The sequence below is a fragment of the Halpernia sp. GG3 genome, from assembly GCF_052976925.2.
Genome location: NZ_JBRIIR020000006.1, coordinates 316907 through 339642 on the forward strand (window position 1 = coordinate 316907; position 22736 = coordinate 339642).

At 32.8% G+C, this 22736-nt stretch carries 23 protein-coding genes; 9 read left to right on the plus strand and 14 right to left on the minus strand.

Going from position 1 to position 22736, the window contains the following annotated elements:
• Positions 1-75: 75 nt before the first annotated feature.
• The 3 genes from ACVBED_RS02485 to ACVBED_RS02495 all read left to right on the plus strand — a co-directional run bounded on the left by ACVBED_RS02485 (position 76) and on the right by ACVBED_RS02495 (position 2466).
• Positions 76-1128, plus strand: a complete 1053-nt coding sequence (locus tag ACVBED_RS02485; RefSeq protein ID WP_447120995.1) for a glucokinase — start codon at positions 76-78, stop codon at positions 1126-1128.
• A 70-nt stretch (positions 1129-1198) separates the two neighbouring features.
• The gene (locus tag ACVBED_RS02490) at positions 1199-1765 is read left to right on the plus strand and encodes a YceI family protein (protein ID WP_447120996.1); all 567 of its coding nucleotides are present in this window, start codon (positions 1199-1201) and stop codon (positions 1763-1765) included.
• Positions 1766-1824: 59 nt separating this feature from the next.
• Entirely contained in the window at positions 1825-2466 is a 642-nt protein-coding gene (locus ACVBED_RS02495) for an alpha/beta hydrolase (protein ID WP_447120997.1), read from the plus strand.
• A gap of 55 nt (positions 2467-2521) precedes the next feature.
• Here the strand turns inward: ACVBED_RS02495 and ACVBED_RS02500 are convergent, their stop codons facing one another.
• Together ACVBED_RS02500 and ACVBED_RS02505 are read right to left on the minus strand one after the other, a co-directional pair.
• Entirely contained in the window at positions 2522-3268 is a 747-nt protein-coding gene (locus tag ACVBED_RS02500) for an aquaporin (RefSeq protein WP_447120998.1), read from the minus strand.
• Between the two features lie 22 nt (positions 3269-3290).
• Positions 3291-4832, minus strand: coding sequence for a GMC oxidoreductase (locus ACVBED_RS02505; RefSeq protein ID WP_447120999.1), 1542 nt, complete (start codon positions 4830-4832; stop codon positions 3291-3293).
• A gap of 471 nt (positions 4833-5303) precedes the next feature.
• Between ACVBED_RS02505 and ACVBED_RS02510 the strand changes: the two genes are divergently transcribed.
• The 3 genes from ACVBED_RS02510 (at position 5304) to ACVBED_RS02520 (ending at position 8853) form a co-directional block, all read left to right on the plus strand.
• Complete coding sequence (locus ACVBED_RS02510) at positions 5304-6590, plus strand: hypothetical protein (protein ID WP_447121000.1); 1287 nt, start codon at positions 5304-5306, stop codon at positions 6588-6590.
• 13 nt (positions 6591-6603) lie between these two features.
• Positions 6604-7023, plus strand: a complete 420-nt coding sequence (locus tag ACVBED_RS02515; protein ID WP_473094432.1) for a hypothetical protein — start codon at positions 6604-6606, stop codon at positions 7021-7023.
• Between the two features lie 411 nt (positions 7024-7434).
• Positions 7435-8853: an L-serine ammonia-lyase gene (locus tag ACVBED_RS02520; RefSeq protein ID WP_473094433.1), complete on the plus strand. Its 1419-nt coding sequence runs from the start codon at positions 7435-7437 to the stop codon at positions 8851-8853.
• Between the two features lie 307 nt (positions 8854-9160).
• Here ACVBED_RS02520 and ACVBED_RS02525 read toward each other — a convergent pair whose 3' ends face one another.
• The 6 genes from ACVBED_RS02525 to ACVBED_RS02550 form a co-directional block, all read right to left on the minus strand.
• Positions 9161-9328, minus strand: a complete 168-nt coding sequence (locus ACVBED_RS02525) for a hypothetical protein (RefSeq protein ID WP_447121002.1) — start codon at positions 9326-9328, stop codon at positions 9161-9163.
• Between the two features lie 152 nt (positions 9329-9480).
• The gene (locus tag ACVBED_RS02530) at positions 9481-10323 is read right to left on the minus strand and encodes a prephenate dehydrogenase (RefSeq protein WP_447121003.1); all 843 of its coding nucleotides are present in this window, start codon (positions 10321-10323) and stop codon (positions 9481-9483) included.
• 222 nt (positions 10324-10545) lie between these two features.
• A complete protein-coding gene (locus ACVBED_RS02535; protein WP_447121004.1) occupies positions 10546-10914 on the minus strand; it encodes a hypothetical protein in 369 nt (122 codons plus the stop codon).
• Positions 10915-12111 (minus strand): alanine dehydrogenase, encoded by a 1197-nt coding sequence (locus tag ACVBED_RS02540; protein WP_447121005.1) that lies wholly within the window; start codon positions 12109-12111, stop codon positions 10915-10917.
• A 36-nt stretch (positions 12112-12147) separates the two neighbouring features.
• Positions 12148-12555, minus strand: a complete 408-nt coding sequence (tsaE, locus tag ACVBED_RS02545) for a tRNA (adenosine(37)-N6)-threonylcarbamoyltransferase complex ATPase subunit type 1 TsaE (protein WP_473094434.1) — start codon at positions 12553-12555, stop codon at positions 12148-12150.
• A gap of 34 nt (positions 12556-12589) precedes the next feature.
• The gene (locus ACVBED_RS02550) at positions 12590-13252 is read right to left on the minus strand and encodes an HD domain-containing protein (RefSeq protein ID WP_447121006.1); all 663 of its coding nucleotides are present in this window, start codon (positions 13250-13252) and stop codon (positions 12590-12592) included.
• Positions 13253-13334: 82 nt separating this feature from the next.
• Between ACVBED_RS02550 and ACVBED_RS02555 the strand changes: the two genes are divergently transcribed.
• Both ACVBED_RS02555 and gmk read left to right on the plus strand, forming a co-directional pair.
• Positions 13335-14189 carry a YicC/YloC family endoribonuclease gene (locus tag ACVBED_RS02555; RefSeq protein ID WP_447121153.1) on the plus strand — a complete coding sequence of 285 codons (855 nt, stop codon included), beginning with the start codon at positions 13335-13337 and terminating at the stop codon, positions 14187-14189.
• A gap of 27 nt (positions 14190-14216) precedes the next feature.
• Entirely contained in the window at positions 14217-14783 is a 567-nt protein-coding gene (gene gmk / locus ACVBED_RS02560) for a guanylate kinase (protein ID WP_447121007.1), read from the plus strand.
• A 50-nt stretch (positions 14784-14833) separates the two neighbouring features.
• Here the strand turns inward: gmk and clpP are convergent, their stop codons facing one another.
• The 4 genes from clpP to ACVBED_RS02580 all read right to left on the minus strand — a co-directional run bounded on the left by clpP (position 14834) and on the right by ACVBED_RS02580 (position 19819).
• Positions 14834-15547 (minus strand): ATP-dependent Clp endopeptidase proteolytic subunit ClpP, encoded by a 714-nt coding sequence (gene clpP / locus ACVBED_RS02565; protein ID WP_447121008.1) that lies wholly within the window; start codon positions 15545-15547, stop codon positions 14834-14836.
• A gap of 73 nt (positions 15548-15620) precedes the next feature.
• Positions 15621-16358, minus strand: a complete 738-nt coding sequence (locus tag ACVBED_RS02570) for a DUF2625 domain-containing protein (RefSeq protein ID WP_447121009.1) — start codon at positions 16356-16358, stop codon at positions 15621-15623.
• Between the two features lie 44 nt (positions 16359-16402).
• The gene (dnaG, locus tag ACVBED_RS02575) at positions 16403-18379 is read right to left on the minus strand and encodes a DNA primase (protein ID WP_447121010.1); all 1977 of its coding nucleotides are present in this window, start codon (positions 18377-18379) and stop codon (positions 16403-16405) included.
• A gap of 537 nt (positions 18380-18916) precedes the next feature.
• Positions 18917-19819 carry a Brp/Blh family beta-carotene 15,15'-dioxygenase gene (locus tag ACVBED_RS02580; RefSeq protein WP_447121011.1) on the minus strand — a complete coding sequence of 301 codons (903 nt, stop codon included), beginning with the start codon at positions 19817-19819 and terminating at the stop codon, positions 18917-18919.
• A 132-nt stretch (positions 19820-19951) separates the two neighbouring features.
• On the opposite strand from ACVBED_RS02580, the gene ACVBED_RS02585 reads away from it, so the two are divergent.
• On the plus strand, positions 19952-20674 hold the full coding sequence (locus ACVBED_RS02585) for a bacteriorhodopsin (RefSeq protein WP_447121012.1): 723 nt from the start codon (positions 19952-19954) through the stop codon (positions 20672-20674).
• A 98-nt stretch (positions 20675-20772) separates the two neighbouring features.
• On the opposite strand, the gene ACVBED_RS02590 is transcribed toward ACVBED_RS02585, so the two are convergent.
• Together ACVBED_RS02590 and ACVBED_RS02595 are read right to left on the minus strand one after the other, a co-directional pair.
• Positions 20773-21447 (minus strand): hypothetical protein, encoded by a 675-nt coding sequence (locus tag ACVBED_RS02590; RefSeq protein WP_447121013.1) that lies wholly within the window; start codon positions 21445-21447, stop codon positions 20773-20775.
• 85 nt (positions 21448-21532) lie between these two features.
• Positions 21533-22732 carry an efflux RND transporter periplasmic adaptor subunit gene (locus tag ACVBED_RS02595; RefSeq protein WP_473094435.1) on the minus strand — a complete coding sequence of 400 codons (1200 nt, stop codon included), beginning with the start codon at positions 22730-22732 and terminating at the stop codon, positions 21533-21535.
• Between the last annotated feature and the right edge of the window lie 4 nt (positions 22733-22736).

Genomic DNA, 22736 nt, shown 5'->3' on the forward strand with positions numbered 1-22736 from the left:
GAAAGGTTTTTTTATTTATTTTTTTGAATTGTTTGAAAACATCAATTAATTTATATCTTTGAGAAAAGTAACATTATGAGCGAAACTGCAAATTTTAACCTCTATCTGCCGGGTTTGAAAAATCCGCAAAATGAAAACTTAAATATTGTATCTGCCGATATTCGTGCAGATAAAACATCATTTAATTATTACCATTTAAAAGACGGAAATTTAAGGTTACAGGGAGAGGGTGTTTATAATACTTTTGATTTTCCTTCTTTTTCTGAAATGGTCACTCAGTTTTTAAACGATCATAAATTAGAAAAGCCTTCCCGATTATCATTAGGTGTTCCCGGCCCTGTAATTAATGAGAAATGTTTTGCGCAGAGACTTCCATGGTCTTTAATAGCAGATGATATAAAAAATGAAAGTGGAGTTGATTCTGTTTTTTTAATAAATGATATGGAAGCCACGGCATATTTCATGGGGAATCTTACTTCTCACTGTCTTTTACCAATTTATGAACATGGAGGCATTTCTGCCGGTAATGTTGCGATCTTATCCCCTGGAAATGGTTTAGGCGAAGCCGGCATGTTTTGGGATGGTGAGTGCTTAAGACCTTTTGCAACAGAAGGTGGACACTCAGAATTTTCACCTAGAACAGACGTGGAAGTAGAATTTTACCAATATTTAAAAGCAATTTATGGTATTGTAAGTTGGGAATCTGTTTTGTCAAAAGATGGATTATTCAATATTTATCGTTTTTTACGAGATGTAAAAAGACACAAGGAACCAGAGTGGCTAACTGCAAAAATTCAGAGTGGAGAAGATTTCACAAAAGTAATTTGCGAGGCTGCAGTCGATCAAAAAGAGATGATTTGTGTTTTAACGATTGATACTTTTATTGATTTTCTGGCGAGAGAAGCTAATAGTCTTGTACTAAAATTAAAAGCGACGGGTGGACTAATTATAGGTGGAGAGATCACACTCACAATCAAGAATTACATTGACAAAGATAAATTTTATAAAAAATTTATTATTAGTGATAAAATGGAATCTTTGCTTAAAGATGTCAATATATATTTCTTACTTAATGAAAAGACTATTGCTGCTGGCGCCGCTTACTATGGAGCATTTCATGTGAATTAAATTTAATTATCATAGGTTAATCATAAGATATCTGCAATAAATATATCTTTGTTAAAATAAATTTTTAAAAATGAAAAAATTAGTCTTAGGTTTCTTTTTAATTGGAAGCATAATTTCAGCACAAACAAAAAAAGTGATCAATTCCGATGTTCATTGGTGGGGTTACAAAGTAGTAAAAAGTGAAGCCTCATCACACGACGGAATATTGAAAATGACTTCGGGAAATGTTGTGATGAAAGGCAATAATATCGTTGGGGGTACTTTCTTATTAGATATGACAAGTATCAATGACCAAGATTTAAATGGTGAATATCAAGCAAAATTAAATGATCATTTGAAGACAGGAGAATTTTTTGAAACTGCAAAATATCCAACTGCTTCTTACACCATCACTTCAGTAACAAAAAATAATGATAAAATGTATCCTTATTTAATTAAAGGGAATTTAACGGCGAAAGGAATTAAAAAAACAGTGAATTTTCCCGCTATTATTGGGGTCAATAAAGGTTTATTAACTTTAAAATCTAATAAATTTTCATTCAACCGTCAGGATTTTGGGATTGCTTATCAATCTACGATGAAAGATGTTTTTGTAAAAGATGATGTAGATTTGCAGATTAATTTGCAAGCCAAATAAGATAAAAATATTTAAATTTAAAAGCAGTTTTCGAACTGCTTTTTTTATTTTTGCTCATTATGAAGATCTATGTTATTAGCGGTTTAGGTGCTGATTTTAAAGTTTTAGAAAAATTAAAATTTAATCCAGATTTAGAAATAATTTTTATTGATTGGTTAATTCCACACCAAGATGAAAGTTTTAAAAATTATGTTTCCAGAATGGCGGAACCTATTTCTGCGGATGAGGATTTTTACCTTTTAGGTTATTCTTTTGGAGGAATTGTGGTGCAGGAGATTCATAAAATTAAACCAGCAAAAAAAATTGTGATTTTGGGAAGTATAAAGTCTGATAGCGAAAAGTCTTTGGTTATGAAAGCGGGCCAGTTTGCAAAGCTCACCAAAATATTGCCTGAAAAATTTTATGGTTCTATTTCGGTAGATTCATATTCTTTTATTCGCAAAATGTTTGATTCTAACAAGTCAAATATTCTCACTTATTTTCGCGTTCGAGATCCTTATTATTTGAAATGGTCTATTCAACAAATCCTTGAGTGGAAAATGGAAAAAATGGCGGAAGTTGTTCAAATTTTAGCAGAAAGAGATTTGGTTTTCCCTTTACAAAATAGCAAACCGGATTATGTCGTAAAAGATGGCACACACCTTTTTCCCTTAACTAAATTTAAAGAAGTTTCTGAAATTTTGTCTAAGGTTTTCGGATGATTATATTTCATAAGAAGCAAAGAAGTAATTTGTTTAATTATATTTCGAATAAGAATTATTTTCCATCCATTCTCCAATCTACTACAGGTTTTTTCTTTTTAATATTTAGATAAACTTCCGCGGCGAGTAACATTCCTAAAGTCGGGCAAAGCATATAAATCCAAAATTCGGTATAAATGCCTGCAGGAATTGCACTTGCTAAAGTCCGAGCCGGATTCATTCCGAAACCAGAAATCGGTCCCGTAATATAAACGTAAACGCCGACTAAAAGTGCAGCCAAATAAGGAACCGATTTTTTTAATTTTTCATTATCTGAAAAAAACAGAACCATTGTCAACATAAAAAAAGCGCTAAAAGTTTCAGATAAAATTGCTTTCCAAATTTGAATGTTTTTTCCTGGAACTGTAACGGCATAATTGACTGGCGGATTTGTTAAAATATTTCCCATCAAAAACCCCATTAAATAAACGGCTAAAAGTCCACCAATCGTTTGAAAAAACGAATACCAAATCGTGTTTTCTAAACTTAATTGTCCCAATCGCCATCGCATTAGAGTGACAGATGGATTTATAAAAGCGCCAGAAGGTGCAGTTAGTGGTGAAAGAAAAATAAAGAGTGCCGTAAATCCCATTGCAATTGCCATAATTGCCAATCGAAAATGTGGATTTGTAATTTGTAAATGAATGAAAGTGGTTTTATGCTCCAAATAGCCATCAAACAAACATGCCGAAATCATGAAAATAAACAAGCCTAAACCTTCTTGTAGAAATAAAATATAATTTTCTTTTAAAGTTTTAAGCATATTTAAATTTCTAGTCTAAAATTTATAATTGCATAAGATGTTCTCCAACTCTGATAGCATTCGCAATAATCGTGAGAGATGGATTTACCGCGCCACAACTAGGGAAAAATGAAGCGTCTACAACATACAGATTATCAATTTCATGGGTTTTGCAATTGGTGTCTAAAACCGAAGTTTCAGGATCAGTCCCAAATCGTAAAGTACCATTTTGATGCGCAACTCCAGCTAAAGGAATTTTTTTACTAATGTTAATATTCTCCGGTAAAAATTTAATGTGATCTTCCATTTCCGTCAGCACCTTTGAAAATGTTTTTAATAATTCATCTAAAGCTTCACCATTATGGGTCGTATAATTTAAATGTATTTGATCATTTTGCCACAAAACCTGGTTTTCAGGCATGGGAAGATCTTCTGCCATAAACCACCAATCCACCGAGTGCTGCGCCATTTCTGAAAGTACTTTTGCCGGTGTAAAAGCAGGAGCATCTCCGGATAACATATACCGGTTACTTTTCCCCATGAGTTGAATGCCGCCCATTGGGAATTTAAAATCTTCATTGTTTTCATTGGCCAGATAATAATCATTAATGGCAATTGTCTTCTGAAAATGAACCGGGTTTTCTTTAAAACTCATCGCCAACATCGCTGCATTTTGATGTTTCATAAAATTTCTTCCCACCTGATCGCTTTTGTTTGCTAAACCATTTGGATGCTTTCCGCTGGCAGATTTTAGAAATAAAACTGCAGAATTTACCGCGCCACAAGAAACAATTACCGTTTCGGCACTAAAAGTTATTTTTTTCCCTTCCACCAGTGTTTCAACGCCGGTAATTTTGTTTCCTTCATTGTTGGTCAATAGTTTCTCCGCAGTTGCATTAATTATGAGTGTCACATTCTCTTTATCCATTATCGGACGAATACAGTTGATGTCAGAGTCTGCTTTTGCATGTAGTAAACAAGGAAAGCCGTCGCAGGTGTCACATTTTATACATTTACTTTTTAATGGATTTTTTTCATCTAATTTTAAACCCAAAGGAATATCAAAAGGATGAAGTCCCATTTTTTCTAGTCCTTCACGCACATCCGAAATTCTTGGTTCATCTGCAACTCCATCAAAAGGTAAAGGTTCACTTCTGAAAGGTTCCGTGGGATCAATTCCTGCTTTTCCGTGAACGTCATATAGTTTTTCCGCTTTATTGTAAAAAAGTTCAAAATCTTCATAATTTAAGGGCCAACTCGGGCTAATTCCGCCAAAATGCTTTATCTCACCAAAATCTTCTGCCCGCAATCTAAATAATGCAGAGCCATAAACTTTGGTATTTCCACCCACCCAATATCCAGTTCCAGGATGCAGATCTTCACCATCTTTATCTTTCCAGACTTCCTTTGTATGGTATCTTTCCTTTTCAAAAACTTCTACAGTATCCCAATTCTCTTTTTCTTGAGGGAGAAATCCACCACGTTCTAAAATTAAAATTGATTTCCCACTTTCAGCCAAAGTGTAAGCGATTGTTCCGCCACCAGCGCCTGTTCCAATGATAATATAATCGTAATGTAATTGCATTTTTATTTTTTGATTATCAAATCTACAAAACGCAATAAGCATAAATGTAATTTCAGAAAACTTTAAAGGATTTTAACTTTTTTTATTTTTTTGGGCAGCTTTATCCGTCCTCCATTCCCACTTTTTTTTCTTCCGCTTTGCTACAGATAAAAAGAGCTTCATTCAGGCCGGGCTGCTAAGTATTGCGTTCAAGATAAATTAATATGAAAAATTTAAATTTTTTTATTCGCGAATATTAGTATCTTTCAACCAAATAAAAAATATATGCAGAAAACTCTACATAAAATTTTTAGCTTCATTCTATTCACGGCACTTCTTTTTACAGCTTGTAGGTCAGAAAGTGATTTGTTTGAAAATAATGCCAACAAAGAAAACGCTGTCCGAAAATTCTCTATCTTTCAAAATAAAAACAACGCAAATCTTTTCAGCAAAAAAGGGGAAGATTTTGATTATAGAAGCACCTTTGGCTAAATGGCGCAGCGCTTTGACTCTATAAATAAAACCAATATCACTGGACTTGTAAATACTGAAAATGAGGTAGAGTTTGACAAAGACAAGAAGCAGTATTTTATTTCTGATAATAATGCACCTTATATTGAATTTCGACTACATTCCCAGGTTATAACTTATGACAATAAAGATTTGATAGTTGTGTATCCAAAAGTTGACAAAGGCAAAGTAATGGATTTGGTTGTTGCTTCTCTGACAGCGGATGAGACAGAACTTTATTTTACTCCTATTAATAAAGACAGCAGCCTCTACTTAGATAATATTTTGGCATTTCAGTTGGCTTATAGTAAAATTTTTACTAATAATAATAAAACCACCTCTAAAGATGGCAACTGTGCACAGGGTACGACGTACGCCAACGGCAACTGCAATATCCAGAATGTAGTTATAACTGCACCTCCAAAAGGATCGGGCGGTTATACGGGACCGCGGGGTGGTGATTCTACAGGTGGCCAATGCCCGCCCTACGAAATGTGCGAGGACCAAGGTGGCAGCGGTGACGGCGGTGGCGGCACCGAAAACCCGAATGAGCCTAAAGATCCGTGTGCGGCAGCTCGACAACTATCCGCTAAAATGGTCGAAATACTTAATAGTACAGATATTAAATCAGCTTTAATACAAATCGCAACCTTAATAAACCAACAAGCAACTAATGGTAAGGTTAAAGAAAATTCCTTTGCCATAGGTATGGATTCAAATGGTGTGTACCATGTATCTACCATTTCAACAGCATTAGATTCAGATCCATATAAAGTGGGTTATAATGGATTTTCACCAAGGTCCGGTATTGTGCAAATTGCTGTATTTCATAATCATACTTCTGATAATTCAAATTCGCCCGGCGATTTATATGAATTATTATCCACAAATTCTGATAATGCAAACTACATAACAAATTTTGCAATGAATAATAACGGTGAACTTTTTGCCCTTAACATTTATGACAGAGAAAAAGCAATGGCATTTCTAGCAAAATATCCTAAGGAAAACTTTGCTAATGGTCCTGAATTTAAAGGTGAACTGTTAGCTGAATATTATAATTTCCGGTCAGCAGCAGACTGGACGGTAAACGGAAACAATAATGCAGGTGATGTGGCGATGGTAGCATTTTTAGAAAAATTAGATGTAGGTGTGTCGCTTTCTAAGCAAACAAATCCATCAGGTTTTACTACTTTTAAAACTTCGAATTTTAATCTACCAACATCCGAAGGCTCACAAACAACGTACACTACATCAAATTGTAATTAAAAAAAGATTGACAATGAAAAATAAACATATACTAATAACTACATTTTTGCTTATAACCGCTATTTCGTGTAAAGCGCAACAAACCCAATCGTTTAAAGATAATTTGAAAAACAATATAGAATTTAAAAAAAATGATTATAATGGTAAATCAATTAACAACCTATTGGCAAACATATCCTACCCGGTAAAAAGTTACATGGGAAGTTCATACACAGGAAAAACGGATAATATAGCATTATATTTTATTACAAACTTTGAGTTAAAGCAACGAACTACATCACCAATAACTTTAATAGTTTATTTTACGGAAGAGAAAAATATGCAGACAATTGATGATATGCTCAAAAGAAATAAACTTCTTTGGACTGATGAAGAAAAAGCATTTTTTGGAAATTTAATAGTTAAGGATGTATATGTAGGAGGAAATCCCTAAATATTAATCGGTTTGGCTATTTTTTTTAGTCAAAATAAAATTTATAAAAAAGAAGTTCTACAAAATAATCTTTAGCGTTTCCATATTTGTGTTTTGCGTGGCTAAAATCAAAATTAATTATTCCCGATGACGCGGATTTCTAATCCGTGACTAAAAATTGTGAGCAAAAAAGTGTCCCGGATGATTAGGACACTTTTTTTGAAATGTTGCCAGAGCGAAATCGAAGACTCGGCAATCTGCCACCAGTATACCAATTTTACTTTCAGTATTTATCTCCATGTCCTTTGCAAAAAAATCTTGGGATCTCTTTGTTTAAAATTTTTCAAACAAAATCCAGTTAAACTTTTTCTTTTACTCAAAAGTTAACTTCAATTTTTTACCTTTGTTTTCAAAATTTTTGCTAAAAGAGATATGCAGTCAATCAGTATTTTTGAAATCATAAAAGTCGGCATCGGTCCGTCGAGTTCCCATACAATGGGTCCTTGGAATGCGGCTGAGTTTTTTTTAGATAAAATCCGAAGAGAAAATGATTTGCAAAATGTGAAGGAAATTTCTGTAGAATTTTTCGGTTCGCTCGCAAAAACCGGAGTAGGACACGGAACTGATATTGCTGGAATGCTTGGTTTAAGCGGTGAAAATTTTAAAACGATTGACACCAAAAAAATCAATGAAAAAATTGCAATTATTAGGACCACCAATACTTTAAACCTTGGTGGCGAAAAATTGATTCCTTTTGTTTACAACGAAAATTTAATTTTAAATAAAGAAAAATCTTTAGACTTTCACCCAAACGGAATGGTATTCACTGCAAAATTTAATGATGCAAAGGTTTTAACTCAGGATTATTATTCTGTGGGTGGTGGTTTTGTGGCGACAAAAGAGGAAAATTCTTTAGAGGAAACTTGTGTCAGAACCTTATATCCCTGTCATAAAGCAGAAGATTTAAACATTTATTGTGAGAAACTAGATCTTAAAAAAATTTCAGATCTTATATATCTTAATGAAGAATCTTGGCGTTCAAGAGAGGAAACTCGCGCTGAAGCCATTTATATTTGGAAACAAATAAAAGAGTGTATTTATAAAGGCGTTAATGCTGAGGGCATTTTACCTGGCGGGCTGAATGTAACTCGTCGTGCTGCAAATTTAAACCGAAAACTTCTTGGCGATAAAATTTATAAAAATATCGATGAATGGTTTCAGCTTGTTGTTGATGCTGAAGAGACTTTCACAACTATTAATAAGTGGGTTTCTTGTTTTGCCTTGGCTGTTAATGAAGAAAATGCCAGTTTTGGACGCATAATTACGGCTCCAACTAACGGAGCAAGCGGAGTGATTCCTGCAGTTTTAATGTTTGCACAGGCTTTTACAGAATTTACCAGTGAGGAGGATATTGTTAGATTTATTTTAGTTGCCGGTGAAATTGGAACATTATTCAAAAAAAATGCAACCATATCCGCCGCAATGGGCGGATGTCAGGCAGAAATCGGGGTTTCATCTGCGATGGCTGCAGCGGGTTTAACTGAAATTATGGGCGGAACTCCCGGTCAAGTTTTGATGGCAGCTGAAATTGCGATGGAACATCATCTTGGTTTAACCTGCGACCCAATTGGCGGTTTGGTGCAAATTCCTTGTATTGAACGAAATTCTATGGGCGCCATAAAAGCCATTACAGCCGCGAATATTGCTTTAGAAAGTGATCCAGAAAAAGCCAAAGTTTCTCTTGATCAAGTGATACAAAGTATGTGGGAAACAGCACAAGGAATGAATGAACGTTTCAAGGAAACTTCTGAAGGTGGTTTGGCGATTGCGGTAAATGTGGCGGAATGCTAAGGGAAGTTTAAAGTATGATTTATTTCTAAAATTACAAACAAAGAAAAATAGATTAAAACCATTTCCCATGCGTTGTTTTTTGAAATTTAAAATAAAAATTGTACCTCTACTTTTGCTTAATCGCAATTACATTTTAATCAAAATAAATTAATGCTTTACGCGACTTTTAATAATCCCCCCAGATGCTTATTTTATAGTATTGGCAAAAACAAATGCGTTTGAATCACTTCTAACTCATCATTATGACTTTTTGTAATAATATCATAACTCATAGATAATCCTAAACCAGTTCCTTCACCCGTGAGTTTTATGGTAAAAAACGGCTGGAAGATTTTGTCTTTATTTCCTGCGAAATTCCATTTCCATTATTCGAAACTGAAATAATTATTTCATCATTTTCTTTTTTGGTTGAAATAAAAACTGTAGGTTTAAAATCTCTGTTAGACTGATTTTGTGGATTGTCAGATGGAGCCATCCAACTATTATTTTATGTAGAATCAAAAGTGTTATTATTTTGTTATAAACACGATAGTGGTATTGCAATTAATAGAATCGGTTTGTACATTGTAATATCTAATTATTAATCGAAAAAGTTAAGAATCACAAAGTTTCACGACACTAAAAAAACTATTTCAAAATCTCCCGAATTTTATTAGCGTTCGCGATTAGTTCGGCTAGATACTCGTAATTATCTTTTTCCAGTGCGGATTTAAACTTACGAAGTTGTGTGATGTGTTCGTTTAGAACATCCAACACATTTTCTTTATTTTGTTTAAAAATCGGTACCCACATTTCTGGATGAGATTTTGCCAAACGAACTGTGCTACTAAAACCTGAACTTGCCAATTGAAAAATAGTGTCTTCTTCCCGTTCTTTTTCCAAAACCGTATTTGCCAAAGCATAAGAAGTAATGTGAGAAATATGAGAAATGTAAGCGGTATGAACATCGTGGTCTTCGGAATTCATAAACAATAAATTCATTCCCAGATTTTCATATAATTTTTTTACTAAATCTAAAGCGTCATCATCACAATTTTCTTCATCGCAGATTACGGCAGCTCTTTCAGCAAAAGCATCTGAGGTCGCAGCTTGTGGACCGGAATTTTCAGTTCCCCACATTGGATGTGTAGGTACAAATCGCTTTCTTTTTGGATGGTTTCCAATAGATTTTACAATACTAGATTTTGTTGAACCCACATCTAAAACAGTTTGTTTATCGGTTATTAAATCTAATATTTTTGGTAAAATTTTCCCTGTCGCATCAACAGGAATCGCAAGGATGATGATGTCCGAATTTATTACAGCGTTTTCTAAAGTAGAAATTTCATCAATGATATTTAATTCTTTCGCTTCTGCTAAATGGGAGTCATTAAAGTCTACGCCAAAAACTTTAGTTACAAATTGTTTTTGCTTCAATTTCAAAGCCATTGAACCACCAATTAATCCGACACCAATTACCGTTAAATTCATATTTTAATTTTTTATTTTACCTAAGTATCAATTTACCAGTTTACCAATTTTGAAATGTGTAAACATTTAAACGTAAAAGAATTAAGCCAAAATCATTTTATTTCGTAGAAATCTTTATTGTAATTTTCACTATTTTAAGATTCCTTAGGAATAATAAAATTCATTTTAAATATTAATGAAAATCGAGAGTTTGACAACTTAAAGACTTCGTAAATTGTAGTTTTATCTAAGCGTCTTCAAACTTGTAAAAGAAGATGTTTCCAAACATTTATCAAACTCAATTTCGTATTTCGGATTTTTTGTAGGATATAAAATTAAATAGTGCGGACAAGGTTTTTCTTGTGCATTACTACGATCAAAATCTATTTTTCCTTTTTCAAAAATACTGTCACGTAAAAATTTTTCATTTAATTTTTGTGCTCCCAATTCTTGTTTAAAATCTGGCGTGAACTGAAAAGTTTTAGTTAAAGTTTCCGCTTTTACGCGCGCACTAGGGAAGTAAGAGCAACTCGCGTCTTTTTTACCAAAAATAAAAATGACAAATAAAATCCCCGGAACAAAACCGATCATATAAAATTTAAATTTCTTCATTTAGAAAATTAAAAGATTAATATCGTGGTAAGTGAGATTAAATCGCTCACAAATCATTTTTTTTGTGTGCCGCCCTTTGTACATATAAAGGCTGTCTTTCATTTCATTTCTACGGACAAGCATGTTTTCAAAACCGCCCTCGTCATCATAGTTTAAAAGATAACTTAAGAAAAAATTACTGATTGCTTTACTCGTTGTGCGCGGCATTTTTGAAGTTAAATTTGGTAAACCACAATGAATAACGCCGTGTTTTATAATGTATGGATCTTCCATATCAGTCAATTCTGACGTTTCAATTACTTTACCATTATCAATCGTCACATCAATGATGACGCTGCCTTTTTTCATGTTTTGCACCATTTCTTCCGTCACAATTGGAACGTTGCTCCATTTAGAAAAAGCACCAATTACGACATCTGCACGACGAAGACATTTTGCCAATTCTTTCGGATCAATGATTGAAGTTGGAACACGGCTATCGACTAATGAGTGAATTCGGCGAAGTTTAGATAGAGAATTATCAAAAATTTTAACACTTGCTCCCAGGCCAACCGCGGCTTTTGTCGCAAATTCCCCTACAATTCCAGCACCGATAATGACAACTTCTGTGGGACGAACTCCCGTGATCCCACCCAACATTAAACCATTTGACAGGGCTAAAAGTTCTGAAGAATAGAGTATAGCGATGTTTCCGGCAATTTCTCCAATCAAACGAACTAAAGAAAGTTGCTTATATTCATCAGAAATAAATTCAAAAGCAATTGCATTTATTTTTTTTTCACCCAGTTTTTTAAAATAGTCCTGATCTCTAAGGTTAATTTGAAGTGCAGAAATTAGATAACTTCCGCATTTTAAAAACTCAATTTCCTCAGTAGTGGGTGGATTTATTTTTAAAACTAAATCTTGCGCAAAGGCTTCTTCAGAACTCTCGGTGATTTTTGCACCAGAATCGGAATATTGCAAATCTGTAAAAAAAGAACCTTGTCCCGCGCCGGCTTCTATAATAATGTGATGGCCGTTATTTACTAAAACTTGCACGGCATCTGGTGTTATACATGTTCTACGTTCATTCAGACAGGTTTCTTTAGGAATTCCAATACTGAATTTTTTACTTTTTTTCACCACTTCAAGTTTTTCTTCTTGCGGCATTAAATCTTCTTCTGTGAAAGGTGTAAATATATTAACAGGATTACTCATACTATTTTGGTGTTTTTAGTAGAGTGCAAAGATAGATTATTTAAAAAGTATTTCTCGGGTTAAACCATTAGTTTCTATTCTCATTTCGTGGTGTGGAAAATCAGCCAAATCCTCGGCGTAAATCTCTGGCCATTCAATAATTGATAGATAAGCGCTTTCCAGATATTCTTCAATACCAATGTCATAAACTTCTTCTAAATTTTTTAATCGGTAAAGATCAAAATGAAAAACTTTTCCCTTTGGTGTATCGTATTCATTTACAATAGAATAGGTTGGTGAATTCACTTCATCAGTGCTTCCCAAACTTTTCAATAAATATTGGGTAAAAGTTGTTTTTCCGGCACCGAGATTTCCTTTTAATGTTAAAACTGAATGATTTAATTGTGGTAAAATATCCGCAACAACTGTTTCCCAGTCTTCTAATTTATCTATGTTAAATGTCATTTTTTAAATAATTATAATACAAATATATCGAAGTTTAAATTTTCACTTCCCATTCTTCAAGAAATTCGTCTAAGAAATTTTGCATAAAATCGTGTCTTTTATGGGCTATTGTTTTTGCTGTTTCCGTATTCATTAAATCTTTTAAAAGTAATAATTTTTCATAAAAGTGATTGAAAGTGGTGCCGTTAGATTTTTTGTATTCTTCTTTGCTCATGTTTAATTTTGGTAAAATCGCTGGGTCGTACATTAAATTATTTTTAAAACCACCAAAGTTAAAAGTGCGTGCAATCCCAATAGCACCGATAGCATCTAAACGATCGGCATCTTGCACAATTTGTAATTCTTTAACAGGATTTTCTGCCGAGATTTCAGCTTTCTCATTTCTGTTTTTAAAGGAAATATTTTTAATGATAAACAAAACTTTTTGTATTTTATCTTCTTCTAAATTTTGACTTTCAAGAAATTCTCTGGAAATATGTAAAGCCAATTCTTCGTCGCCGTTGTGAAATTTTGGATCTGCAATATCGTGCAAAAGTGCGCTTAACTGTATGATTTCTAAATCGCCGCCTTCATTTTCGCAAATTTTTTTACTCAATTTCCAGACGCGTTCTATGTGAAACCAATCGTGGCCGGCTTCTGCGTCTTTTAGTTTTAATTTTACGAAATTAATGGTATTTATTAAAAGTTGATTTTCCATTTCGTAAATTTAAAATTATTCAGTGAATAGTGAACCGATTTGTATCATTCAAAATAATTATATTTGTCACTTAAATATATGTATGATTTTATCCATGACGGGCTTTGGCAGAGCAGAAGAGAATTTTGAAGGTAAGAAATTGACCGTTGAAATTAAATCTTTAAACAGTAAAACCTTTGATTTAAATATCAGAGTTCCATTACGCTACAAAGAAAAAGAATTTGAGATCCGAAAAATTCTAAATGACAAATTAATACGTGGCAAAGTAGATTGCTACATTAATTGTGAATCCCAAGCCGAAAATTCTGCTGTAAAAATTAATCAGGATCTGGTAAAAAATTATATGTCTCAGTTAGAAGAAGCGTCACCAAATGCACCGTATTTTGAATATTTAAAAATGGCAGTAAGAATGCCCGAAGCAATCTCGGCAAAACAAGACGACTTTAGTGAAGTTGAGCTAAAATTTTTGTTTGAATTAATTTCGAAAGCGGTATTTAATTTCCAGGAATTCCGAACAACTGAAGGTAAAATTTTAGAGCAAGAATTAACGAAAAACATTCTCAGTATTGAAGAAAATTTGATAAAAGTGGTTCCTTACGAAGAAGAACGTTTAGACGCGGTGAAAGAACGTTACAAAAAAACTTTGTCGGAATTTGAAAATATTGACGAAACAAGATTTTATCAGGAAATGGCCTATTACTCGGAAAAATTGGATATTACTGAGGAAAAAGTGAGACTGGCTCAACATCTGAAATATTATCTTGAAGTGATGAATGAAGATGCAAACGGAAAAAAACTTGGCTTTATCGGACAAGAAATTGGCCGGGAAATTAATACTTTAGGTTCAAAAGCCAACCATAGTGAAATACAAAGATTGGTGGTAGAAATGAAAGATGATTTAGAAAAGATTAAAGAACAAACGTTAAATGTGCTTTAAATTTTTATTTAAAATCTAAATTAATAAATGGAAAAAGTTATCATATTTTCAGCGCCGTCAGGAAGTGGAAAAACCACTTTGGTAAAATATGCGATCAGCCAGTTTTCTAATTTGGCATTTTCTATATCTTGCACGACAAGAGCGCCACGAGGTGAAGAAGTACACGAAACAGATTATTATTTTATTTCGCCGGATGAGTTTAAAACTAGAATTTTTGCTCGTGAATTTGTAGAATTTGAGGAAGTTTACAAAGATAAATTTTATGGTACTTTAAAATCTGAAGTTGAAAATAATTGGAAAAATAACAAAATTGTTATTTTTGATGTCGATGTGAAAGGTGGCGTCACTTTAAAAAAATATTTCGGTGAAAGAGCACTTTCAATTTTCATCATGCCGCCTTCAGTTCAGGAATTGGAAAATCGTTTGACAAAGCGCGGAATTGATGATGCAAAAACGGTAAAAATTCGCGTAGCAAAAGCAACAGAAGAATTAGGTTTTCAAAATCAGTTTGATAAAATTGTGGTGAATGATAATTTAGATGTGGCGAAAATAGAAATCAGTCAATTAATTTCAGAATTTTTAAACGAGAAATAAAAAAAAGACGCTTCAATAAGCGTCTTTAATTTTTAAACAAAAGCAGTAATCTACTTTTTATCTTTTGAACCTTTTTTGTCAACTTTACGTTCCAAAACCTCATCAATCATACCGAATTCCTTTGCTTCAGGCGAATTCATCCAATAATCTCTTTCAGAATTTTTTTCAACCCATTCATAAGATTGTCCAGAATGATGCGCGATAATATCGTATAACTCTTTTTTCAATTTCAGCATTTCGCGTAAATTAATTTCCATATCCGTCGCAACACCTTGTGAGCCGCCACTTGGCTGGTGAATCATCACACGCGAATGTTTCAAAGCAGATCTTTTTCCTTTTTCACCAGCTACCAAAAGAACCGCGCCCATTGATGCCGCCATTCCGGTACAAATTGTAGCAACATCTGGTTTAATGATTTGCATTGTGTCATAAATTCCTAATCCTGCGTAAACGCTTCCACCAGGTGAATTAATGTAAATTTGAATATCTTTTGAAGCGTCAGAACTTTCTAAAAATAGCAATTGTGCCGTTACAATATTCGCCACTTGGTCATCAATCCCGGTTCCAAGAAAGATAATTCTATCCATCATTAAACGGGAAAAAACGTCCATTTGAGTGACATTTAACCGACGTTCTTCCATGATGTAAGGCGTCAGATTCGTCGGTCCGTAACCGCCGTACATTCCCATATATTTATCCGTTGCTGTTCCGCTGTTTCCCATATGTTTCACAGAAAAATCTCTAAATTCTTTATTAATATTCATTTTTATTTTTTAGTATATTCTAATTCTCAAAGTTTATTCCAATTGTAAATTTAGCCATTTTGTCATTCAAACTCTATAAACCAAGTTCTTTTCTTTTATCAATATTAAAAATATATTGTTCTTCGATAGGAACTATTTTTCTTAAATCTTTATTAACATTTTTTCCTTCTTTTGTCCAAAGGAAAGGATAAAAATTAAAAACCGAATCAGTGGATAAATTTGAAACCTCTTTTTCCCAATTTTTCCAAAGTAAATCTTTATAAAATTTTTCTAAATTCCCATTAAAACAAAATTGAACAAAATCTGTGTAAGTTAAATTTAAAGGTTCAAATTCCAAACTATCTGGCGAAAAATAGTAAACTTTACCTAAATCATCGCCAAATTTCCCGCCATTAATTAGAAAAAAACCACCAATTGCATCATCTGCAATCAAAATAAAATCTGGCTTTTCACCATAATTTACAAAACTTTTATTTTTATTCCATTCAGGAAGATTTCTTTTCAATTTCGCACTTCCTGAACCAAGGATTCTTATTAAACCATTTTCAATTAAAATTCCACCCGAATTAAAAATAACACTTCCCATTGTCGAATTATTTGAAACTTGAGTTTTGAATAAAGCAACTTTTGCAGAATCTAATTTTGCTGGAAGAATTGCAACTTTATTTTTAGAATTTTTCGACCAAGAAACAATTGTTTCCCAATAATTATCTTTTGAATTTAATAATTCTTCAATAGGTTTTAATTGATTTTGTGCAAAAACGAATAAACTGAAAATGAAAAAAAATAGAAATAGCGTTCGTTTTATCATAAATTAAATTTAGAATTTTTTATTGAATAAATTTAGCCATTTTGTCAGAGGATTCGGTTGAGTTCGCTGTCTATTTGATTTTTTAATTTTGTTAAAAGCATTATTTTTTTATAATCTTCCACATCAAGATTTTCTTCTGAATTTTCTAATTTTTTTCTTGTGTCATTAATTAAAGTTAAAACAAATTCTCTTTTATGCCGAAAAATAACGTCTTGAACTATATTTTGCACCAATTCATCCTCTCTTTTAAAATAAATATTATGTTTTTCCCAGTTGCTTAGTTCATGCACTGTCATTAGAGAAGAAGCCACTTTTGATGTGATTTCTTCGTCCATTAAAGTTAGGAAAAAATTACCATTTCTAATTTCCTCATTTGCCAAACCAAGTTTAATATCATCTACAATTTTCTGGTTTAAAGCAATTTGAATTTCATAATTATCTTCTTCTAAATGATTGATAATCTCTTCAATAACCGTTACCTGATATTTTTCTTTTTTAATTTCCGCTGTAACTTCTGCTTTATCTTTGACTTCATTTTCCTCTAAATCTCTTTCTTTTTCTAAAATTTGATCGCCGTATTTTAGCATCAACTCAATCAATTTTTCCTCTAAAATAAAGAGCGGATTAATTGCAACATAATCGGTAACTTTTTCTAATTTCTGAAGTTCAGGTTTTGAAGGTTCTCTTTGCGGCGAAAATTCTTTACTTTTAAGTTGCTTTTGTAAACTCAGTTCATTAAATAAACTTTGCTCTGTAATATGAAATTTTGTGGAAACTTCTTTAATATAAATTTCCTGATTAAGTGTATTTTGGACAAAAGCAACCGACTTTACAATGTCACGAATTGCTTCCGCTTTTTTTACAGGATCATTATCGGCTTCTTTTAAAAGAACCTCTGCTTTAAAATTAATGAAATCTTTGGCCTCGGTTTTAATGAAATTCTCAACAAATTCCTTCGGGTGTTTTCTGGAAAAAGAATCCGGATCATCGCCATCTGGGAAAAGCAAAACACGAATGTTCATTCCTTCCGCCAAAAGCAAATCGATGCTTCTGAAACTCGCTTTTATTCCCGCTGCGTCGCCATCAAATAAAATGGTAACATTTTCGGTGAGTCTTTTAATTAATTTAATTTGGTCTGTCGTTAACGCCGTTCCAGAACTTGCAACCACGTTTTCAATTCCAACTTGATGCAGCGCGATTACGTCCATATAACCTTCCGTCAAAAGGCAGAGATTTTCTTTGGAAATCGCCTGTTTACTTTGACTTAAACCGTAGAGAACTTTAGATTTATGGTAAATTTCTGTCTCCGGCGAATTGAGATATTTCGCTGCTTTCACATTATTTTTTAAAATTCTGGCGCCGAAACCCAAAACCCGTCCCGAAAAACTAAGAATCGGAAACATCACACGTTCCCGAAATCTGTCGACGCCTTTTTCCGCATATTCCGGAAAAATCGAAAGGCCGGATTTTTCTAAAATTTCGGAGTTATAGCCTTTATCTAAAGCATATTCTGTAAAAGCATCACGTTGCTCCGGCGAATAACCAAGTTGAAATTTTTTAATAATATCATCCCGCAATTCCCTTTCTTTAAAGTAAGCCAAACCAATAATCTGCCCTTCTTCCGTTTCCCGCATTTGCTCTTGGTAGAAATTATTAGCAACTTCATGAATTTTATAAAGCAGTTCGCGGTCAGTTTGCGATTGTTTTTCTTCTTCGGTGTATTCTTTTATATCTTCTTCTACTTCGATTCCGTATTTTTTTGCGGCGTGCCGAAGTGCTTCGGGATAAGTAAATTGCTCAATTTCCATTAAAAAAGAAATGGCAGTGCCGCCTTTTCCGGAAGAGAAATCTTTCCAAATTTGCTTGCTTGGCGAAACGACGAAACTCGCAGTTTTCTCATCATGAAAAGGACTTAAACCTTTAAAATTAGAACCTGCACGTTTCAGTTGCACATACTCACCAATAATTTCTTCAACTCTAATAGTAGAAAATATTTTATCGATGGTGCTTTTTGAGATCATTTGGTAAAAATAAGAATTTAGTTTTAGGATTATTATTTTATTTTAATTTTTTGGGCGCCTTTATCCGTCTTCCGTTCCCAATCTTTTTGTTCGTCGTTCCTCCTCGCAAAAAGGATTTCCACTGAAGTCGGGGCGCAAAATATTTTTAGAAATAGATTTTAAAAAATAGAACGCTCTTATCAATTGAACCTACTGCGGTTTTGTAGCTTTCCAGATTATTGATTTTTTTAAAAAAAAATTAACTTTTGAAATGATAATCACTAACATTAATAAATAATTAATAATTTTATCTATTCGTTTAATTATTTTTATTAAATTTACTTAATTAATAAAAGAAAATTATAATGAGTGAACTTATTTTTTTTATGATTGCATTTTTAGAATCATCCAAATCTAAGATGATATTCACGCTAACTTCTTTGCCTTGCTCCACTTAAAGTAATTTTGATGATAGAGATTATTTCCGCAGCTAGTTGCGTTTTACATCTTTAAGACTCAAGCTCTTAATCTAAATATTGAATTTTTTAAATTATAACATCACCTTTTTAAAATTTTATTTTCCTTTTTCTTGTCAAACATTAAGATAATTACCCAAACGTGGGGAACAGTAATAGCCGCTAAAAAGGCAAAGAACATGGCTTCAAAAAGCTTTTCATCTTTAAAAATAAAATATAATATGGCAATGCCAAATATAGAGATCATCCAAAACCAAAATGCCGATTTGCAGTATTTTATAAAATTAAAACGATTCCAACTGCCATATAAATAAGTCACTTGATCAATGATAGAAGGAATACTATGCCAGAATATGAAGTAAATAGCAAATCCCCAAAGTAGAGTAGCAGTTTTAAAGATTATAGCTAAAACAATGATATAAAAGATCTCTAAGATCACTTTTGCTTTGAATCTAAAGTCATTGAAATATAAGTAAACCGCAAGTGCGAGTAAAAATAAACTTGAAACATAAAATGGAATTTCTATAAATTGTTTCAAAATTTTAAAATTTGTTATCCTAAAGACGATATCTGAGACTTCCATCTGATGAAAGAGGAAAAGTAAAAAGAGAATAAAAAATCCGAAAAAAAATACAAAAGTTTTTTTAACAAAACTATTGTCGAGACTTAGTTTTTTCATCCAGTGTTGTTCACCAAAGTGAAAGGCACTGATTATAATAAATAAAAATAGTGCAATTTGGGGAAGGAAATAAAAAACAGTTACAGTTAGTAAAACAACTAAAACATACCGAAATAAGGATGGTACCGTTATCAAATTTTTTTCTTTGTTTTTAATTTTATTTAGTAATAAAAGATCGTTGGCACCATGTAAAATTCCAAAACTTAAAATTAAAATAAATGCACTTATAAACTGAACTTCGTTCGAAAAGTAATGAGTGAGCCAAATACAAAAAAAACTGATCACTATTTTAAAGTTTTTATCCATGATTTAGTAAAGATAAAAACATTAAATGAAAAAACATTTAAAATAATAGTAAAATACTTTACTTAATTCTTACTTTTAATAAAAAATTTATCTAAATTTGATTCAATTAATTAATTAAAACTATAAAATTTTATGCAAACTTTAACTTTATTATCAACAACAATGGTGAAAATGGCCTCTGACGACTACGTTGGGTTTACATTTTTCGTAGGCTGCATGGCTATGATGGCTGCATCTGCATTTTTCTTTTTATCTCTTAACCAGTTTGATAAGAAATGGCGTACGTCAGTTCTAATTTCTGGTCTGATTACTTTCATCGCCGCAGTCCATTATTTCTACATGAAGCAATATTGGGTTGATGTACATGAGTCGCCAACTTTTTTCCGTTATGTGGATTGGGTATTAACTGTTCCATTAATGTGCGTTGAATTCTATTTAATCTTAAAGGTAGCCGGTGCAAAAACAGGTTTGCTTGTTAAGCTGGTTTTACTTTCTTTAGGAATGTTAGTAACTGGTTATTTAGGAGAAACTATTTTCAGCGGTCAGGCAGCACTTTGGGGCGCAATTTCCGGAGCATTTTATTTCATCATTGTGTATGAGATTTGGTTTGGGGGCGCAGCTAAATTAGCCAAAGCAGCGGGAGGAGACGTTTTAGCATCACATAAAATTTTATGCTGGTTCGTGCTTGTAGGTTGGGCAATCTATCCATTAGGATATATGCTTGGAACTCAGGGATGGTACACAAGTATCTTAGGTTCAGGAAGCGTAGATGTCGCTTATAACCTTGCTGATGCAGTTAACAAAATCGGTTTCGGTTTAGTAGTTTATGCTTTAGCAACCAAACAATCAACATAGATTTCTTGTAAAATAAAAAAAACGGCTTCTTGATTGAAGCCGTTTTTTTTATTTTAAATTTTAACGTTTACAAGATGAGATATCTTCTAATTTAAATTTTAGTTTTCATTGTCGTTTTCTGCCAATAGGCACTCACCTTCAAATTCTGAAATTATTATTTCATCTTTATTTAACCAATATTCTGAAGTTATTAAGATGAAGTTATGATCTTCTTTTTTTTCTAATTTCCACAAAATATCCTTTGCTTCCAGAAATTCTTCGTCATTTACCATTTTTTCTGTAAATAGTCTTTTGATAAGATTACTGTCAGACAGTCCCATATTTAAAGATTTTAAAATAATTTCTTTTGTGATATCATCTGCAAAATCATCCATCGATCTCATAAAGAAATTAACTTTTGTGGCTTTAGCATTTGGGAATTTTCCGTTAAATGCTTTAAATAAAAGTTGGTTGATATTAAATAAATCATAATGTAAATCAATTTCAGGATATTCTTCACAGATTTTATCGAGCAACATATCATTTGATATCTGGTGAATTTGTCCTTCGTTCAATTGCTCAGATAATTTGTAAGTAAGAACTATTTTTGCAGCTTCATTTGGTTCAAAATCCGTGATTGCCATAAAAAGCATTTCTTTTAAATTTTCCGGTATAACACTATTGGCTTCCGGGAAACTGAAAAGTTCCAAAAGATTTACATAATCTTCATTTTTCCAATAATTTTCAATCTCTTCAATGGTTGAGGCTGAATTTATTTTTATATTAAATTTCATATTTATATTTTAATTTATGATTCTGCATGCTATAAATACAAAAGACGAACCTAAGTTCGTCTTTTGTATTTATAAATGATTTTAATTATTTATTTTGCTGCTCTTTTAAAGCATCTTTATCTTTATCTGAAGGATTCCAGACTTTTATCTGATTTTTTTTTGTAATTCCCGAAAGAATCTGAACATTGATTCCGTCTGAAGCGCCCAATTTCACGTGGACCTTTTTAAAACTTCCATCTGCCTGCTTAGCTTCTACAAAGGGTTTATCCTTTCCTTTTACCTTTTCATATTGTATTAACGCTTCATCTAAAAGCAGTGCATTTTTTTGAGAACTTAAAATAATTTCACCGTTTGCGGAAAATCCAGCACGGATATATTCGTCAGTTTCATTGTAAACATCACCTTCAATCGGGAATTTGATTGTCCCGTTATCTGTATTTCCCTTTGGTGCAATCATGGTCACTTTTCCGGGAAAAGTTTTACTTTGTAATGCTCCAATAACAATGTTCATCGGCATTCCCTCTTTTAATTTTCCGGCTTGTGCTTCATCGATTGTACCTTTAAACTGTAAAGAATTAAGATCTGCAATGGAACAGATTGTGGTTCCTGCATTAAATGAATTCGCTTCAATTACCTGGCTTCCGACTTTTACAGGAACTTCTAAAACTGTTCCCGCTACTTTTGAGCGAACCTGCGTGCTTGCCAAACCTTTCAACTCTGGCGTTGCACCAGTTTTTACGATCTGCAATTGTTTTTGCGCCGTATTAAGCTGTTGAACTGCGTTTTTATAAGCCTGTTGCGTGGAAGTCAACTGCTGTTGTGATGTAATATATTCCTGTTTAGAAATCACGCCTTGAGAAAAAAGTTTTTGCTGCATTGCAAACTGTTTCTGCTGATTTTCTATATTCATTTTTGAATTGCTGATCTGCAACTGGGAATTTTGTATCTGTTGCTGCGCATCATTTACCTGAGAAAGATTTGGAATAATTTTAATAATAGCAATAAGTTGACCTTCAGTTACTTTGTCACCTTCTTTTACCAGAATTTTATCAATAATCCCTGCAACGTTTGGTTTGATTTCAATTTCTTCCCGTGGGACAATCGTTCCTGTTGCTAAAACTTTATCATCCATATTTTGAACGAAAGCGGTCTTGGTTAGAAACTGGTCCTTTTTTGAGGCGTTAGAATTTATTAAATAACGAATTCCCAATATTAAAAGCAGTAAAAAGAACACACCCAATATGATGTAAATAATTTTTTTTGCGGTGAATTTTTTCTTTTCCATATCT

Bases quoted from the DNA above. Each gene is read 5' to 3' on its own strand.
- ACVBED_RS02485 (WP_447120995.1), top strand. From the start codon at position 76: ATGAGCGAAACTGCAAATTTTAACCTCTATCTGCCGGGTTTGAAAAAT.
- ACVBED_RS02490 (WP_447120996.1), top strand. From the start codon at position 1,199: ATGAAAAAATTAGTCTTAGGTTTCTTTTTAATTGGAAGCATAATTTCA.
- ACVBED_RS02495 (WP_447120997.1), top strand. From the start codon at position 1,825: ATGAAGATCTATGTTATTAGCGGTTTAGGTGCTGATTTTAAAGTTTTA.
- ACVBED_RS02500 (WP_447120998.1), bottom strand. From the start codon at position 3,268: ATGCTTAAAACTTTAAAAGAAAATTATATTTTATTTCTACAAGAAGGT.
- ACVBED_RS02505 (WP_447120999.1), bottom strand. From the start codon at position 4,832: ATGCAATTACATTACGATTATATTATCATTGGAACAGGCGCTGGTGGC.
- ACVBED_RS02510 (WP_447121000.1), top strand. From the start codon at position 5,304: ATGGCGCAGCGCTTTGACTCTATAAATAAAACCAATATCACTGGACTT.
- ACVBED_RS02515 (WP_473094432.1), top strand. From the start codon at position 6,604: ATGAAAAATAAACATATACTAATAACTACATTTTTGCTTATAACCGCT.
- ACVBED_RS02520 (WP_473094433.1), top strand. From the start codon at position 7,435: ATGCAGTCAATCAGTATTTTTGAAATCATAAAAGTCGGCATCGGTCCG.
- ACVBED_RS02525 (WP_447121002.1), bottom strand. From the start codon at position 9,328: ATGGCTCCATCTGACAATCCACAAAATCAGTCTAACAGAGATTTTAAA.
- ACVBED_RS02530 (WP_447121003.1), bottom strand. From the start codon at position 10,323: ATGAATTTAACGGTAATTGGTGTCGGATTAATTGGTGGTTCAATGGCT.
- ACVBED_RS02535 (WP_447121004.1), bottom strand. From the start codon at position 10,914: ATGAAGAAATTTAAATTTTATATGATCGGTTTTGTTCCGGGGATTTTA.
- ACVBED_RS02540 (WP_447121005.1), bottom strand. From the start codon at position 12,111: ATGAGTAATCCTGTTAATATATTTACACCTTTCACAGAAGAAGATTTA.
- tsaE (WP_473094434.1), bottom strand. From the start codon at position 12,555: ATGACATTTAACATAGATAAATTAGAAGACTGGGAAACAGTTGTTGCG.
- ACVBED_RS02550 (WP_447121006.1), bottom strand. From the start codon at position 13,252: ATGGAAAATCAACTTTTAATAAATACCATTAATTTCGTAAAATTAAAA.
- ACVBED_RS02555 (WP_447121153.1), top strand. From the start codon at position 13,335: ATGATTTTATCCATGACGGGCTTTGGCAGAGCAGAAGAGAATTTTGAA.
- gmk (WP_447121007.1), top strand. From the start codon at position 14,217: ATGGAAAAAGTTATCATATTTTCAGCGCCGTCAGGAAGTGGAAAAACC.
- clpP (WP_447121008.1), bottom strand. From the start codon at position 15,547: ATGAATATTAATAAAGAATTTAGAGATTTTTCTGTGAAACATATGGGA.
- ACVBED_RS02570 (WP_447121009.1), bottom strand. From the start codon at position 16,358: ATGATAAAACGAACGCTATTTCTATTTTTTTTCATTTTCAGTTTATTC.
- dnaG (WP_447121010.1), bottom strand. From the start codon at position 18,379: ATGATCTCAAAAAGCACCATCGATAAAATATTTTCTACTATTAGAGTT.
- ACVBED_RS02580 (WP_447121011.1), bottom strand. From the start codon at position 19,819: ATGGATAAAAACTTTAAAATAGTGATCAGTTTTTTTTGTATTTGGCTC.
- ACVBED_RS02585 (WP_447121012.1), top strand. From the start codon at position 19,952: ATGCAAACTTTAACTTTATTATCAACAACAATGGTGAAAATGGCCTCT.
- ACVBED_RS02590 (WP_447121013.1), bottom strand. From the start codon at position 21,447: ATGAAATTTAATATAAAAATAAATTCAGCCTCAACCATTGAAGAGATT.
- ACVBED_RS02595 (WP_473094435.1), bottom strand. From the start codon at position 22,732: ATGGAAAAGAAAAAATTCACCGCAAAAAAAATTATTTACATCATATTG.